We start from the raw sequence: 15,573 nt of genomic DNA, 5'->3' as shown, positions 1-15,573 counted from the left end.
ACGTAGCGTCGCTCGCTGCGTTCCACGATCATCCGGCTGAAAAGGGCCGATTTCAACGGAACGACGTCCTGAAGCCTCTCAGGGAGCCGGAAAGTTAAGGTTTTCTATCTGCCCAGATGCTCTCGCAGCCTCGTCATACGCCCTCGCTGCGTCCTCCACAGAGGCGAAATTGCCAATGTGCTTTTTTTTGTAATTCACTCGGAACCGGGTCTGATCGTGTCGAGCAATGACACCGATGTACTGCTGTGCGATGGGGTGATTTCGTTCGTACCACTCACGCTGCAATCGCTGACGCTGATCGGCAGGCATATGAACATTGGGCAATGGATCCTGAGCATCGTCAGCGTCGTTGGCTGCATGTCGATCGGCGGCTTTCGGAAAGTTCAGCCGTCGATACGCCCCGGCCGCTCTCGCAAAATCATCATGCGCTCTCGCTGCACCGTACGGATCGCTGAATGTCCCCAATGTGCGACCTCGGAACTTCGCCACAAACTGGGGAGTGCCATCAGCCACTGCTGAAATCACGCCTATGAATTTCGCTGCGATGTGCCGGTTTGCTTCTCGGATGTCGGCCGTCCGACGGATGTCGCTGATTGCCCTTTCGGTTCGACTTTCCTTTTTTTTTTCGGTTGCGGCGATCCGTCCGCGCTCACTGCATCGGCATAGGCTCTCGCTGCCTCCTCTGGCGTTGCGAAAATGCCCAGGTGGTCCCCCTTGTAGGTCGACTGGAAGTTGCCGCCGGTGGTTCGAGCGAACACACCGGTGTATTGGGCTGCGATGAGCTTGTTCTTTTGATATAGCTCTTTGTCGAGCCTTCGTTTTTCCTCACGTTTTGCTTTCCGTTCGGCCTCATACCGCTCGTTGTCGGCCGCTACGAGCCGTAAACGCTCCTCCTCGTCCTCGATCGATGCATGATTGATGCGGTAGGCCCCCGCTGCCAACGCTGCGTTGTCATATGCGATGGCCGCATCACGCTCGTCGGAGAATCGCCCTAGAATCGTTGGTCCGAAGCTCGCTTCGAACTTTTTTGATCGCGTTTTTAATGGCGAGATTAAGCAAACGCCTCGAAATCTCGACGTCGTCTTTCGCTTAGGTTTGGGTCGCAGCTCATTTTTGAGTTCCTGGACTTCAGCGTCGGTAGGGAAGTTCAGTTTTTTTATTTTCCCAGACGCTCTCGCAGCCTCGTCATTGAGTTCCTGGACTTCAGCGTCGGTGGGGAAGTTCAGTTTTTTTATTTTCCCAGACGCTCTTGCGGCCTCGTCGTAGGCCCTCGCTGCGTCCTCTGGTTCGTCGAATGAACCTAGATGCACCCTGCGATAACTCGCGACGAATTGGCGGGCCTTGCGGTTCGCGCTTACCCCGCTGAACCCAACGGACCGATGACCAACCGCCTCGAACCACGCATCGTCCTCCCGCTTTCGCTTTGCTGCTTTTTCGAAACGCTCGGCTGCAAGCTCCTCTTTGCGTTTTACTCGCTCGGATGCGGCTATACGCAACCTCTCAGCTTTACGAGCAAGTCGTTCGTGCTTTCGCTGCTCGACTCCATGGCGATGCTCCTCCTTGGCTTTCTGACGCTCGGTTTTCGATTCCTCTGCTTGGCGTTTTCGTTGCTCTTCCTCCTCGCGACGTCGTTGCTCTTTCTCTTCCTGGACCTGCTGTAGGAGCCTCGCATTGTCCTCTCTTGCTTGCCGTTGCCCCTCCCTGAACACCGCCCGTCGGGCCTCGTAATCAATCTCATCCGGACGCTCCAGATCAGGCAGCAGATCGCTAGACCAGTCGGATTCAGCATCGTGATCATCGATATCGCCGTTCACCAGCGTGCTGCCAACGTACGATCGATCGCGGCCGACCTCGGTCAGCGATCGGTGCCACGAAAACGTAGAGAACCCCGACGAATCAACACGGTCGACCAATGCCGTGTGCTCTTTGCCTCGCAGCTCGGCGAGAGTCCACTGCAAACGCAGATAAGGTTTACTCTGCTTGGCGCTCGAAAGAACAACCTCACCCGGCCCCCGACGAAACTCATCGAGCTGTCGCATGTTGGAGGACCCGACGTCCAGCTTGATTTTTCGAAGCAAAGACGGATCAACAGACTCGTATACGCGAGTGATCTGGAGCGTCATTCGTGGCTCTCTTGTTCGGCTTTCGCTTTCGCTTCGGCCTCTTTCTTCAAGATGGCCCGCTGCGACTTCACGTAAGACTTCGACACGTGCAGTCGATCGACAATCGATTGCACCTCGGTACCGAGCCTCAGAAGGTCCCGTACTCTCTGCACCACTTCTGGCGGGTGTTTGCCTCGTAATCCACTCATGCCCGAATCTGTATCGATTTAGGACGCGTTTCAATTGAGAGGGGCCGTTCGGGGCTCGTTTGCCGTTATGAAATCGAGTGAAAACCGACTCGAAAACGTTTCGCTTTTTCGGTTGGCGCAAGAAAAAGCCGCTGACACCTGATGATGCCAGCGGCCCCAACACGTACACCGATGAGAGGTGATCATCGATTCGAGATTAATATGGTCCACGCGATGACCGGATTCAATGATCCGGCATCACACCGTCACTGTCGCGTCGCCGCTGGCTGCATCGGGGACCGTGTAGGTGATCTCTTGCTCCTCGTCGCCGAAACGAACCGTGATCACGATCGTAACGCCGCGGGCCAGCTCCAGTACCGCGATACCGTTTGCATTTGTCGTGGTCGGATCGTGAACGCCATCGAGAACGAGCGATGATTGGGCAATGGTCTTGCAATTCGCGCGTCGGGTCGTGACTCTCGCGCCTACGATCACGCTGCCGGTGATGCTGATCACCCGAAGCGACACTTTGCACTTGGTTGGATCCGTCGAAGCGGGCAACGTCGTAGCAGTAAGCACGATATCGGTCTCTGCATCGTCTCCATCGACGGTAACGGAAACCGGATCCGGCACTTCGAATCCCGTCGGGGGAATCGTCACGAGCGAGTACGTGCCGCTGTTGGCCGGGATGATCGCCACGCCACCGACTTTGCTCACTCGGCTGTAGGACGTCCCAGCGATGCCCACTCGAGCGCCCTGGATCAATTTGCCGTCTTCGTCCTTCACGGTGGCGGTGATGAGGTACAGCCCGTTGTCCTCTGTATGATCTGGCGCCCCGATCGGGTAGTCATCCGTGGCGTCATCGATCACAACAACTCGCGATCCCAGGTACCCGGCCGCGGACCCAAGAGCCACCGACCAATAGCCGGGGAAGATGTCCTCCCTGGGCACTGTAACCCAATAGGACGTAGAGCCACTGGGGCCGATCTCCGTCAATGGGTAGCCTTCCTCTTTGATGGAAAAGCCATCAGGAGGATACAAGGGCACCATCCACGCGTTGGTCTCGCCGGGGTACGACCGTACCATGATTTTGATGTTTGTCATGGCCCCAATTTGCCGGATGACCAGACGCAAAAAAAGGATCACGCTACCGCGAAGGTCCCAATCGCTTGCGAAACGTCGCGTCGTCGGCTCGCGCTGAGCCGTAATTGAAACCGCTGGATACGATCGCGCCGCTGGCGTACTGGGCCTCGCTTGCTCGATACAATCGCTGGGCCTCGCGGATCATCTCGATGGTCGACATCATCGGCGATGGCCCGTAATTGTCTTTCGGTGGGGTCGGATCAATCATGGGCATGGGTGAACGATGCAACCACGCGGCAAACCTGCTCCATCAGCACCAGAGCTGATTCGCGATTCGCGCATCGAAGGTAGATCTCGCCCGGTTCTGGCTGGTGATCTGTCGCGTGATCACTACCCGTGGGTTCGCCAATGTCGTGAGGCTCTCCCGAATCTCGGAAGATCAATCCGTGTGCACCGTCGCTGTCGGTGAATGGATCGATTGCGACTCGGCCTCGCCCGAGGTTGATCTGTATTGGTGCTGCTTGGGACGTCGTCATGGGCTCTCTCCATGGGGCTGTGGTGAAAGCCGGATCATCCATCAGATAAGGCGCGAAATCCACCGTCGCGAGAGCCCACTTTTCCGATTCTGGGCCGATTTTGACCGAGTCGTCGGCAGCCAAAAACTGGCGAAAACACCGTAAATTGCGGGCTAAATCGAGGCGGATGTGTTTTCGGGTGGTCAAGTTGACCACCCGAAACTTTTGGTTCGTGATACCGCTGTTTTTTGGCGAATGATTACCGTCACTTGATCAACCAAAACAGACGCGAAATTCATCGTCACGGGTGCCCGCTTTTCCGATTTTCGGCCAAAATCGACGCCCCCCTCTCTCGGGAGGTAAGCGTTAAAAAAGACCGTTAATTGCCGAGCGAATCGAGATGGCTAATTTTCGGGTGTTCAAGTTGAGCACCCGAAACTTTCGGGTCGAAATCACACTAACTTTTGGCGTCACTGGCGTCACTGGCGTCACTCGATTGCCCGGCCGTCTGGTCTTCGCTCTCCTCGCGGATAACGAACTTGACGTCTGCAAATTTGAGCGGTTTGTCAGCGAAATCTTTCAGCTGCGACATAAACCGAGTCATCTTATGGATCTCAGAAGCTTCGTTCTTGATGTCGCCGCCAAACAACTTTGTGTCGTGACAGATTCGGCAATTGCAGTTTGCGAATTCGAGGTTGAATTGCGAGACGTTAATTTCAACCGTCGTACCACATCCGTTGCAGATGACTGCAATTCGATTCAATTCGTTCAAGCCAATCTTTGTTTCGCACTCTTTCATTTCGCTCTCCGGTGTTAATTAAGGATCTTCCTATCAACACAGGCACAAAATCGAGCGATACATGTCGCAAAAAGCGTATAGAGCCGCTCGATGCGGGGATTCCCGTATCGATGACTCGCAAATGCACTGGCGACTACGCCGCGGCTTCGGCGGCTGCTGCTGCCTTGGCTCTTGCATCGCGGGCCTCCCGTAGCTCTCGCATTCGCCGTGGCAGGGCTCCCTCGCCCGTCGAGTACTCCACCTCCACGCGTCGATCGATAGGCATGCATGGATCCTGGATGCAGTGCCTCCACGTAGCATCCGACTCCAGGAATCGCATATTTTTTAGCCACGTGGCAGGCTCGGGGATTACTCCGCTTCGACCCTCCTTCGACTTGGCGAATGCCTCGAGGCGCGACAGCACGAACTCAAGAGCGAGCGTCTGTGTCGACACGTCGATTGGATCGCTGCCCTCCTCGATAGTGACGGTACGACTGCGGACGAGGTACCTGATTGATGCGTTCAGCGCGTCCTTGACCCTCCCGCGACTCTTGCGCATTCGCTCCGGATAGGCAAACCAGACGCGACTCACCGGATCGGCCGACGTGGCAGCGGGTTGCGCTTTCTGTTTTGGCGTTGGCGCCGTCCGTGTCTGTGATGAGGCTACTCTGGTTTGTTGTTTTTCTTTCTTTGACCTAATCAAATTCAAAATCTCGATACCATCACGTGTGATGGCATTAGGTTCATTCTCTTTAGAGCAAGAAAAAGTAAAATCTTTAGAGTAAGAGCAAACCTCATTTTTGACACTTACCCCCCGTGACCCAAACCTCATTTTTGACACACCCAAACCTCGTTTTTTACACATAGGGCCACCAATCAGCAGGTCGCCCATCTCGGTCACATCGATTACCGGCACCAGCGAGATATATCCAGGTCGGTCGTCACTGTCGTCCCCATTGATGACGCCAGCGTCCACCAGCGACTGGCGTGCATTTTTAACCGACTTGCGAGATATGCCAGTCGCCTGCATCAAGGTGGAGATTCGCCAGGTGTACTCGGTAGCCAGACTGCCGATCGACTCGCGAATCAGCCGGGTTCCCTCCTCGATACCCTCGCGAGCATGAGTCTTGCCGCGTACGGCCGACCACATTTTTGCTACTAGCACGAGAGCAGAGAGGGATAGCCCGCTATCTAATGCCCATGTGGGCAGCACGAGGCTAAGGTCTCTGTCGTGCCGCTGGAATTTCGGTGTAAGTCGCCTCGTTGGGGTTCGTCGGCCGGTACCCTTTCGCGATCCCTTTTCCATCCACCCAGACTCAATCAGCTTACGCAAATGCCGATCGATGGTCGCGCCGCCGAATCCCGTGATCTCGACCAATCCGAGAGTCTCGATGCTGCGAAAGTTCCATTTTGAACCTCCGGTTGAAAAATAAACCGCCAGCGTGATAGCCGGACCGATGCCGCACTCGCGGACGCACTCGCTGGACAGTCGCAGATAGGGGACATCGTGCGGATGGGCTGGTCCAAGATCGATGTCGTCGGCTGTGTCGATGGTCGCTGTCATGGTTGGTCTCCGCTGCAGAGACTCCCATGTCGACATGTATCAGCTTGACCAGGAGGGTCATCGCCGCGATACTATCAGCAATGGGATACGGCCGCGGGCCAGATACTGATGCCAATCAAATCACTGGCCCGCGGTCGCTCTGCTTTCTTTCTTTGGTAAGTGGTTGTTGTTTTAACGGCCCCCGTGGCCGCTGAAGCCATCCTAGTGCTCTCAGGCACTCACAATCCAGCCCTCGACGGGGTATCGCGTGCTTTTCTGGCACGTCAACGCTAGCTCTTCTGTCTAGCGGTACGCGCCAACGAACCGTCCCAAAACACGACGCTTTTGCCGTTTATTTCGGCGTTCAAAGTGTCCACCTCACGTTCGCCGATAGCGCAAAAAAAAACGCGACTCACTGGGAATCGCGGTGGACAGTCGTTCGGGCGAACAAATTCCAGAAATCTATTCACTCACTCCTATTAATCAACTCTTGGCACGCGTCACAGAACGTGCCATTAGATAGATGCCTTATGTTGTTGCATCGCATGCACTCTCCAGTCCGAGCCGCCGATCGAGTGTCATTCGCTTGCCCAGTAAATTGCAGGTGGTCAATGTCCATATCTTCCATTGAACTTCTGAGTTGCTGGTCAAGAAACTGATTGCGTCTTCGTTTTGCCATTCTGCTGTTTCGCGGTGTTTTATGCCGCGTCCTTTTGGTCATTGCGGTCTGGAACGCCAATCACGGTGCAGGCAAGCTGCATCAGGATGCGTTTGTTAATCTTACACCGGAGGAATCTCCCTGTTGCTTGATTGGTTTTCGAAACTGCGCCGAAAAGCGATTGTGACCAAGCAGAGTGGCTTCTGGTTTTCCGGTACAGATACCGGATAACCCCCTCTTTTTGGCAGTTTCCCGGTATCGAATACCGAATAACCCGCCATTACTTGCAAAACTGTTTGCACATCGATATGTTGAAAAACGTCGTGACTGACGGGTCTTTTTCGCAAAGACCACCTTTTAGCAATGGGAAAAAAAGCCCCCTGTTAATCCGCTTGTCACAGGTTCGAGTCCTGTCGGGGGAGCCTTTTCCACCACTCGACGCAACTTTGCGTCAGTGGTTAACGGAGCTGGCGATTCTGGGCCTTCTGGCCCCACTGCAAGAGGCCGCTGATTGAGGCCTCCCAACTCAGGGTAGAGATGCAGCGTGTAATCCGCTCGCTTCTTTTCCTTGTCATGGAACCGAAGCTCCAACGCAGCCACGTAGCAGCGAATAATCTCCTTTTGTTCAGCTGGCTCCGCAGCCTGAAGGAGGTCTCCGACATCTGTCCAATTTTCCACGAACTGGTGTGCGGCATCGGTGACTTGATTGACCGGCTCTGCCGCTTTAGCGAGTTTATCGAGCTTGTCACGAAGTGCCGACTGTTCCGCCTCAAGATTGGTCAGCTTTTCCTGGATGCTCTGCAAACAGGTTGCTCCCAACCGAGCAACGACATCCACAAGATTTCCAATCTCGGTAGTTACAGTAGTTAGCCGCTTTCGAACTGCATCCATTTCAGCACGCACTTTCTGGCTGTCGTCATCGAGTTGGCGGAATGCCTCTTCACGGATTCGCTGCCGATCCTCCACATTCAGGTTCATGGATCGCAATCTGTCGATCGTTTCCTCGTCAAGAGCTCTGGCCGGCATCTGAGGGGCGTTGCATTTCGTGGTACCTCGAAAGTGAACTTGGTTAGTGCAGACGTAGTACGGGTATTCAATACCCTTCGATCGAGACGCCTTTGGGGCCATCTTCGCACCGCATCCACAAACCACTAGCCCCGCGAGTCGGTACACGTACTTTCGATGAGTGTGTTTGGGATTCGTTCTGGTCTTTCGGGCCCGGCAAAGTTTTGCCTGGACCCGTGCAAACTGCTGTTCGCTGATGATCGCGGGATGAGCGTTTTCAACAAACACATCTCCCCAATCGACGTGACCAACATAGGCAGGATTCGTCAACAATCGACGAAGTTGTTCAATTGAATAGCCGCTTTGCCCTCCCCGTCGCTTGCCCGACTGCGCGACTGGTGGTCGTATTCCGAGGGACGCAAGTTGACGCTGCAGTGCCCGAAGTGAACCGAGATCCTCATAGGCATCGAAGAATTGACGTTTAACTATTTCGCTGGACTCAGAATCGATTGTTAGCTTTCTTGATCCGTCACTAGCTTTCACGTAACCGAAGGGAGCCTTGCCAGGCCAGCAGCCTTCAGAGGCGATATGGTCCATAGCTGTCTTCGTCCGTGTTTGAATCATGCGTCTTTCGTGCTGAGCGAAACTCAGGTGCATGTTTGTCATGATCTCTCGATCCATAGACTGATGATTTCCATTTCCATCCAGCGTCATGAAGCTGATGCCATGTGAAGTGAAAAAGTCGATCAGGTCGTTGCCGTCGTGGACTGACCGAGACAGTCGATCGAGATGTTTGCATAACACCAGATCCACGAATCCTGAAGCCACTCGTTCACGCAATCGCTGAAGTTCAGGACGGTTCTGGTCTTTTCCGCTGCGTCCCTCGTCCACGAAGTAGTCGATGCTTTCAACGTCAAAACCGCCCGAGCGAATGAACTGGTTGATCTGGGCCTTTTGCGCAGCCAGGCTCTCGCCTTCTTCGGCCTGTTTTGACGTAGAAACTCTCAGATAGGCTGCTATCCTCAGACGACGATTTGCGATGCTCTTCAGCTTTGGTTGAGCGGATTGCTTCTTCTTTCGACGATGTGGAAACTCGCTCATTTCGTCTCTCCCTGAACTTCAGCGTTTTGCCCCATTGATGCGTTCGCTGTTTTTGCGAGAACTTTCGCTAGTACACCAATCCGCTCTTTTGAACGGTTCGAATCGCCCGCCTTGTTGTTAGAATTTTGAATGCTCGGCGTCATTGTCAATTTCCATTGACCTCGCTGACGCTGCTTTGGACTTGATGAATTGCCCACGGGTTGTAACCATCCCATCGCGATCTTCGGAACGCGAACGGAACGACGGGCAGCAGGCGACAAGAGAGCTGTCCTCTTGCTGGCGTTTGCCTCATCGATCGAGATGATTTGGTTATCATTTCCATGTTCTCTAGCTCTATTTTGAGAATTCCGAACCGACATTGGTTGCGGATGGACTATCTACCCTGATGAACATCGTATTTCACTTCAACATCGAGCGATCGATTACTGGTCTCATCAGGGGCTGTCGATCGTCATTCCAAACCGACGTAGGCATTTTTTGGGGATGTAAGACCTCGGTCAAGACTTCCCCAGCGAGCAATGACGCACTGCATCCACGCAAGTCGACCTGAAGGAAGATCGAGAATCGCTCAGTTGGCTTATTACGCCTGTACGTCCTGAAAACGGTGCGGCGACTCCACGACAAACAAAAATTTTTTTATCGGTTGACCGTGAATTAGCTTGGTCAGTCATCCGGCTCGTCGGTCTCTGTCTCGACCTGGGATCGCAGCGTTTCAAGAAAACGATCAAGCGATCGAGCAAATGCTTCACCGTGTTCGATCAGTTCGGTAGCAGTTGCTTGAAAGTCACTGGGTGCATTAGCAGGTGCATCAATCTTCTTTTCCTCAAAGATCGGCTGCTCCACAAGCGGAAACCGAAACCCCTCCCGGACTCGATAGGCGCGTACCTTCTCGTCGAAGTGCCAGGGGACACCAGCCATACTGAGAGTTGCCAACATTCGATGAACGGTTCGTTGAGAACATTCAAGCTCTTCGGCGAGTGCCTTCGCATCCCATCGGCCTCGCCCCGAGATCAAATGTAGCGTCCTCATTAAGTTGGCTAGCCGCGCGCACTGACGAGCCCGCCTTTCCGCGTCACTTCGTTCCCTGATTTTCTTCGGTTCGTCTTCTTTCTTCGCCATCCCAGATCCGTCGATCACAACTCGCAGTTTGGAAGTTGATGATCATCGCAGGCCCCTGCGACTCCCCCGGGTCAATCTGAATGACCAGCAGTTGGCAAACGGCTTCTCAATATTGCCCGTGATTCATTGACAAAACTGATTTCATCACGAGCTTTGAACTGACAATTCCGGTTTTTCACAGACTGACCCACCGTTGGCGATTGTGGCTGACACAATCCGCCTCGAAATGGACCGTCGCTCTGTAATTGCGGGTTCTTCGTGACCCAATTGGCTGATTGGAATCTTTGATGTCGTTATTTGATGGCTGCTCTGAAATTGTTGACCGACATCTTGGCATCACAGACGAATGGGTCGGACAATCACCACGGTACGCTTCCGCAACATCCCTGTTGAGGATGACCGAGGAAAACCTGCCAAACGGCCACGACCTAGTCAGTGAACTCTTCGGACAGATGATGCGAAATTGGGGAATTGCAGGCTGCCCGGCAACCACTTCAAAAGAGAATTGGCGATTCACGAAGCACGTCATCTTCGATGACAAAAATCGCTCGCCCGAAGTGCTTCTAGAACGGACCATCGCCAAGGTGACGGGAGACCAATGGGCCAACCAAATACCGGTTGATTCAGGATTGCTCGACAAGAGTGGCAAAACCTTGGATCTTGCCTGCCACAACGGCGATTTCGTCGACTTGATCGAACTGAAGGTTGCCGCGAATACACCACTTTCTGCTGCGATCCAGGTGCTGAACTACGGACTCGCAAACGTCTTCTTCCAAATCAATCACCACCGTGTTCTGCCATCAGGCTCAGAGAATCAGTTGCTCAATGCCAAGCAACTTCGCCTTCATGTTCTTGCGCCAACAGAGTTTTACCAACGGTTTGAAAAGGTGTCCGCTTGGCTGAGGGAATTTGAAGCGTCCATCCGGAGGGGTGTCGTTCTTTATTCAGCCCAGTTTCTAAATTCAGAGTATCCGCGCGTCAGTCAGTTTTGCTTCCAGGCATTTCCCGCTGGTTTTCACTGGGATCCCTCTCGTCACAACGATGGCTATCACCAGCAAGCGGTAAAAGACGCACTTGAGCAACGATTCTGTTACTTTTCATGATCGTCAGTATTACGTTTGAAGTACGGCTGTTCATAATTTCTTACCTGACGTGAACAGGGTGCGTCCCAGCCATGTCAGCCTGCTGTGGTATTGGTATGGCTTTCACAATCCGGGAGATCATTGTTGCTGAAGAAGAAATGGCGAAGCGTTTGGCGGGAAGGCATTGATCCGGCTACTCAGTCGGCTGTGGTGGCGGACCATCAAAAACACCGACATCATTTGGCTTTGAAACGAGGCCTTCCGTTCACCGGCGCCTACTACTGGATTCCCTCCAAGGCCAACCAATGGTCAATCTTAGTTTTCCCCAACGCCTTTTATGAAGATGGGGAAGCCGGCCATGTGGATGTTTGGCAAGATGTGGTTCGCATCCTTTCGTGCCTGCATCACCTGAATGTCAATGATCTTGTCACCCAAATTAGCAATTGCCCGTATGGGTTGCCACGTGGTCGCGTTGTCCGGATGGGGACTGGGCAATGGGGAGTCGCTCATGGTGGTGATCAACCGACAAGAACTAATCTCGAATCAACGGTCTCCGATGCCTTCTGCTTAAAAGGTGTTCATCCGAACTTCTTCTTTGATGAGCATGAGCAAATGCTGCCTGAGGACTGGGAGCAAACCAGGCTTGCTCTGTCTCTTTGAGAACGATCATGGACGGCTAGATCTCGATTGTTTCCCCATCGGTGGAAATGGTCACATTGTTGAAATGTTCTTTGAACGCTTCCGGTTCAAAACTGTGGACCGGGATAATTGTTCTTGCATCGATTGCCTGGGTAAACTCCACAAGGTCGGACGATAGAGCGTGGCCGCTGGTGTGAACGTGAGTGATCTTGCCCGCGACTCCATCCAGAGCCTTCTGTACTTCCTGCCAGTCCAGTCGCTGGCTGTAACCGTGCCAAGTTGAGTAGAGGCAAAGCGTTTTGGAGGGAATGCGACCATCAAAGTCACTCAGCATTGTTGACCGAAAAACCATCACGTATTTCTCCGGTGCCTGCATGATTTCTGCCATGTCAATTTCCGACTCCCGGAATAGTTCGTTTGCTCGGTTCGTTCCCCGCCGCTGAATTTTCTCCTTCAAAGAATCTGGAAAATAGACTCGCCCATTTCCAGTTTTGAGCGGATTTTCTAACTTGGCATCGGAACCAACCAAATGAAGAACGAAGGCGGTGTAGGCGTCTGCTACGAACGTTCGTCCCGTTTCACTAGAAGCACGGATGAATGACCGGAGCCGGTCGATGTTTTGTGGTGAGAAGGAAGCGAGGACTAGACTCGAAGCAGATTTGACGTGTTGGATGATCTCCGCTTCCAGCCCATCCTCTGTGACTTCATTTCCGTTTTCAAAACCGAAGTGTGTTCCTTCCACGATCAGGGCATTCAGCTTGGTGCCGCCGAGTTCCGTGACAATTTGCTTGTGGTCATCTTGTCGTCTGCCGTGTAGTCGTAGATCTCCGGTGTAGAGAATGCGTTTTCCCTCGGCTTCGATCAGAAAGGCTAGACAACCATGAATGGAATGGTCGACTGGGAATGCCGTCACCGTCATGTCACCGATCACGACAGTTTGCTTCGGTTCGATCTCCTTGAAACGATCTCTGGGAAGTTGTTGTTGGTTCGCGTACACGCTCCCGGCCAGCATCATCTTGCTGGTTCCCTTGCTGGCATAGACGGGAATCGAATGCTTGGTGTGCCGCAGAAGTCCAACATGGTCTAGGTGAGCATGGGAAAGAAGAATGGCATCGGGCGATTGGTCGCCAGAAAAAAGCCCAGGAACTTTGGGGATGATGCCGTTGGCTTCAAGCTCCACAGTCGTCATCCGGCCCAAGGTGAATCCGTCGTGTGCCTGCCCCTGCTGATCGAACAACGGCATCCCAACATCCAGGATTATTCTTGTGTTACCGCTTTGAACTTCAATGCAATTTCCGCCGACTTCTTTGCTTCCCCGGAAGATGGTCAATTGCATTGGTGAGTTTTCTCGAATGTTTCGACGTTGATGATTTTGATTTTGGAAAAGGACTCCCGGAGAACCTGTGGTTGTTTCTCGCTTGACGCTGGCCGTCACCCCTTGGATTGTCAGTCTGGACAGTTTAGTAGCGGCGGCCTGATTGAAATCAGTGTGTCACTACGTCTGTCAGCTGACGGGATTGCACCAACAAGCTTCCCTAGGTGGGAACAGCCTGTCTCCGGGAGTCTTGGTCCACACTATCAGAGGCCACAGTCACGGTTGGGTCAGCGGTGCAAGGTTTTGAGGAATTTCCTTTGGTAGTTCATCCCTGCCGACCGGGGATCGTCTTGAAGCAGAACAGATAGAGACTCAACAGAAACGCGATTCCACCACAGACCGGAATTGGGTGTTCTCCTTGAATTAAAGTGTCCAGCCCCACCCCTAGCATGCCCACGAAGCAGCTTAACCAGAACATGAAGATCAGGTAGAGCAGTAAAAGTGCACAGCCCATCATGGCGATGGCCTCGTAAAAGGAAGGATGGCATCTAAGCTATAGATCAATTCTGCAACGTCTCTCGGATAAACGGTTCGATCTCGGCTGGCTCGACCCCGTGGGACTTGAGCCAGACTCGCAGTTCGGTATCCCGTGCTAGGAAAGCCCTCTGGTTCTTCCATGGGCAATCTCGAACTGAAGGTGGTTCGTGTCCTTCATAGATCTTTGGCAAGATTTCTAATTGGCAGACTCCCATCACACGATGGAAATTCTCGATTGCACCGTTTTGAAGCCCGAGTTCCCGAAAACATCTTTCAGCGGACTTGTCTATAGGTTCGTCGAAAAAGAGAGTTTCAAACATGATCCGAGTTACGAAAACGACCTCTTCGGTTCTCAGAGGTAAACGATCTTCCATCGCGTTTGCCATAAATTGAAGGTGTCTGCTGAACTATCTACCCCAATGACAAGGCCAACTTGATCATTCGGTTCCGATTCACTTTGAATTTGCGTCGATTCCTTTTCGCAACCTTTCGATGATTGCCACTCTCAACTCCGCTGGGCTCACAATTTTCACATCCCCGGTCCATCCGAGAATCCAACGTTGGATTTCTTCTAACCCATCGACGGTAAACTTTAGTGTCACACTGCCGTCGCGATGTTGCTTCTCGGTTTGGGTATGGTGCCAATTGGTTTCCACGACCGTGCGAGCAACGGAAGCATCGAACCGAAGTTCAACGTCGTAGCTCACTGCCCCTCGGTATACGGACCAAGCATTGCCAAAGTGCTTTCGCAGATCAAACTTTTCAGGACGCTGAGCCATTGCTTCGGTCTGTCGCAGGCTCTTGAATCTTGCCGCTCGGAAGGTCTTTGCTTCCGTCTCTCCGTCAATGTGTCCAATCACGTACCAAGCCTGCTTCACTAAGCAAAGCCGATAGGGATGCAGTGTCAGCTTGACGGGCGACTCTTCATAAGGTGACAAGTACACCCCGGTGACCTGATTTGCACCCAGCAACGCCAGTTGGACGGTCTTCAGAATTTCGCCATGTCGGCTATGGTCGACCAACTTCAAGTCGAAGACTTCAATCAGACTCATCGCATCAGCGATTGTCTGTTTGATTTCATCATTTGATGCTGATGCTAGTCGAGTGGTCGTGGGACCGGCTCCCAAACCAATGTTCAATCCAGGCGTCTTGGTTATGGAAGTCGCAATCGCTTGACCCAGTGCTTCTTCGCTATTGAGCATCAGGGTTGGGAACCGAAAGTCTGATCGAACTCGATAGCATTGCTCCTCTTCGCTGAAGTAGAACGGAACCCCACAAAACTCCAATACGTTCAGGTCACGATGTACTGTGCGAGCAGAGCAGTCCAGTTCCTTGGCGATGGCAGCAACATTCCAGCGTCCTCGCGACTGAATCAGGTTTAGGACATGAAGAACCCTTGCGATGCGGAGACTTTGCCGAACCCTTCGATCCGCATCGGGGCGTTCGGGGATATTTTTCTTTGGTCCTAACTTCTTTGTCATTCCCGTCTTTCAAAGGAGATCTTCATAATTGGAGACATTCGTCTTCCGCGTTGCCAATTGGAAAGCAAAAGGCTGCCAGAGGTGGGGCACGACTTCAAATTTCAGGCGAAATCTAAGCTGGCAGATTCTCTCTTGAAACCACGTGATTTTTCTCGGATTTGTTGTGATTTCAAATCCAGATATCCTCCGAGTTGTGTCGCAATTTTTCGCTCAATGACTGACATGAAGCGAGAATTCTTGGCTAGCACCTGGCTAATGCCACGGTAGCTTGATGCTCCGATGATGGGACTCTCAGGGAGGTCAATCAGTTCGCTTCCTCTTGGAATAGATCGGAGTAAATGGATTCGGTCTCGGTATTGATCCACAAGCGGATGCCCGGGTTTTGGTGAAACCAGGATCAGTCCGAATCGTCTCTTACCTGAGTCAA

The 15,573-nt window shown here is 52.9% G+C and carries 15 protein-coding genes; 3 read left to right on the top strand and 12 right to left on the bottom strand.

All coding sequences use genetic code 11. From position 1 onward, the window contains the following. The first annotated feature begins 177 nt into the window (after positions 1 to 177). Positions 178 to 519, top strand: coding sequence for a hypothetical protein (locus ABD971_RS26270; protein WP_345326825.1), 342 nt, complete (start codon positions 178 to 180; stop codon positions 517 to 519). Positions 520 to 527: 8 nt separating this feature from the next. Here the strand turns inward: ABD971_RS26270 and ABD971_RS26265 are convergent, their stop codons facing one another. The 9 genes from ABD971_RS26265 to ABD971_RS26225 all read right to left on the bottom strand — a co-directional run bounded on the left by ABD971_RS26265 (position 528) and on the right by ABD971_RS26225 (position 10,002). Beyond that, positions 528 to 2,123: an AP2 domain-containing protein gene (locus ABD971_RS26265; protein ID WP_345326824.1), complete on the bottom strand. Its 1,596-nt coding sequence runs from the start codon at positions 2,121 to 2,123 to the stop codon at positions 528 to 530. Beyond that, the gene (locus tag ABD971_RS26260) at positions 2,120 to 2,311 is read right to left on the bottom strand and encodes a hypothetical protein (protein ID WP_345326823.1); all 192 of its coding nucleotides are present in this window, start codon (positions 2,309 to 2,311) and stop codon (positions 2,120 to 2,122) included. The genes ABD971_RS26265 and ABD971_RS26260 overlap by 4 nt, the downstream gene beginning before the upstream one ends. 237 nt (positions 2,312 to 2,548) lie before the next feature. Beyond that, complete coding sequence (locus ABD971_RS26255) at positions 2,549 to 3,394, bottom strand: hypothetical protein (RefSeq protein ID WP_345326822.1); 846 nt, start codon at positions 3,392 to 3,394, stop codon at positions 2,549 to 2,551. 43 nt (positions 3,395 to 3,437) lie between these two features. Beyond that, positions 3,438 to 3,641, bottom strand: a complete 204-nt coding sequence (locus tag ABD971_RS26250) for a hypothetical protein (protein WP_345326821.1) — start codon at positions 3,639 to 3,641, stop codon at positions 3,438 to 3,440. Then, complete coding sequence (locus ABD971_RS26245) at positions 3,634 to 3,909, bottom strand: hypothetical protein (RefSeq protein ID WP_345326820.1); 276 nt, start codon at positions 3,907 to 3,909, stop codon at positions 3,634 to 3,636. The genes ABD971_RS26250 and ABD971_RS26245 overlap by 8 nt, the downstream gene beginning before the upstream one ends. A 436-nt stretch (positions 3,910 to 4,345) precedes the next feature. After that, complete coding sequence (locus ABD971_RS26240) at positions 4,346 to 4,687, bottom strand: hypothetical protein (protein ID WP_345326819.1); 342 nt, start codon at positions 4,685 to 4,687, stop codon at positions 4,346 to 4,348. A 133-nt stretch (positions 4,688 to 4,820) separates the two neighbouring features. Then, the gene (locus ABD971_RS26235; RefSeq protein ID WP_345326818.1) at positions 4,821 to 6,230 is read right to left on the bottom strand and encodes a hypothetical protein; all 1,410 of its coding nucleotides are present in this window, start codon (positions 6,228 to 6,230) and stop codon (positions 4,821 to 4,823) included. A gap of 994 nt (positions 6,231 to 7,224) precedes the next feature. Further along, a complete protein-coding gene (locus tag ABD971_RS26230) occupies positions 7,225 to 8,973 on the bottom strand; it encodes a recombinase family protein (RefSeq protein WP_345326817.1) in 1,749 nt (582 codons plus the stop codon). A gap of 663 nt (positions 8,974 to 9,636) precedes the next feature. Then, positions 9,637 to 10,002: an HTH domain-containing protein gene (locus tag ABD971_RS26225; RefSeq protein ID WP_345326816.1), complete on the bottom strand. Its 366-nt coding sequence runs from the start codon at positions 10,000 to 10,002 to the stop codon at positions 9,637 to 9,639. A gap of 377 nt (positions 10,003 to 10,379) precedes the next feature. On the opposite strand from ABD971_RS26225, the gene ABD971_RS26220 reads away from it, so the two are divergent. Further along, positions 10,380 to 11,195: a hypothetical protein gene (locus ABD971_RS26220; RefSeq protein ID WP_345326815.1), complete on the top strand. Its 816-nt coding sequence runs from the start codon at positions 10,380 to 10,382 to the stop codon at positions 11,193 to 11,195. A 123-nt stretch (positions 11,196 to 11,318) separates the two neighbouring features. Next, positions 11,319 to 11,834: a hypothetical protein gene (locus ABD971_RS26215; RefSeq protein ID WP_345326814.1), complete on the top strand. Its 516-nt coding sequence runs from the start codon at positions 11,319 to 11,321 to the stop codon at positions 11,832 to 11,834. Between the two features lie 16 nt (positions 11,835 to 11,850). On the opposite strand, the gene ABD971_RS26210 is transcribed toward ABD971_RS26215, so the two are convergent. From ABD971_RS26210 to ABD971_RS26200, 3 genes are all read right to left on the bottom strand, one after another. Further along, the gene (locus ABD971_RS26210) at positions 11,851 to 13,149 is read right to left on the bottom strand and encodes an MBL fold metallo-hydrolase (protein ID WP_345326813.1); all 1,299 of its coding nucleotides are present in this window, start codon (positions 13,147 to 13,149) and stop codon (positions 11,851 to 11,853) included. Between the two features lie 968 nt (positions 13,150 to 14,117). Next, the gene (locus ABD971_RS26205; protein ID WP_345326812.1) at positions 14,118 to 15,146 is read right to left on the bottom strand and encodes a helix-turn-helix transcriptional regulator; all 1,029 of its coding nucleotides are present in this window, start codon (positions 15,144 to 15,146) and stop codon (positions 14,118 to 14,120) included. Positions 15,147 to 15,247: 101 nt separating this feature from the next. Continuing rightward, on the bottom strand, positions 15,248 to 15,573 hold a 326-nt coding region (locus ABD971_RS26200; RefSeq protein ID WP_345326811.1), incomplete at its 5' end, for a hypothetical protein.

This window comes from Novipirellula rosea, from assembly GCF_039541335.1.
Lineage (GTDB): Bacteria > Planctomycetota > Planctomycetia > Pirellulales > Pirellulaceae > Novipirellula > Novipirellula rosea.
This window is presented reverse-complemented; position numbering and strand designations above follow the sequence as displayed.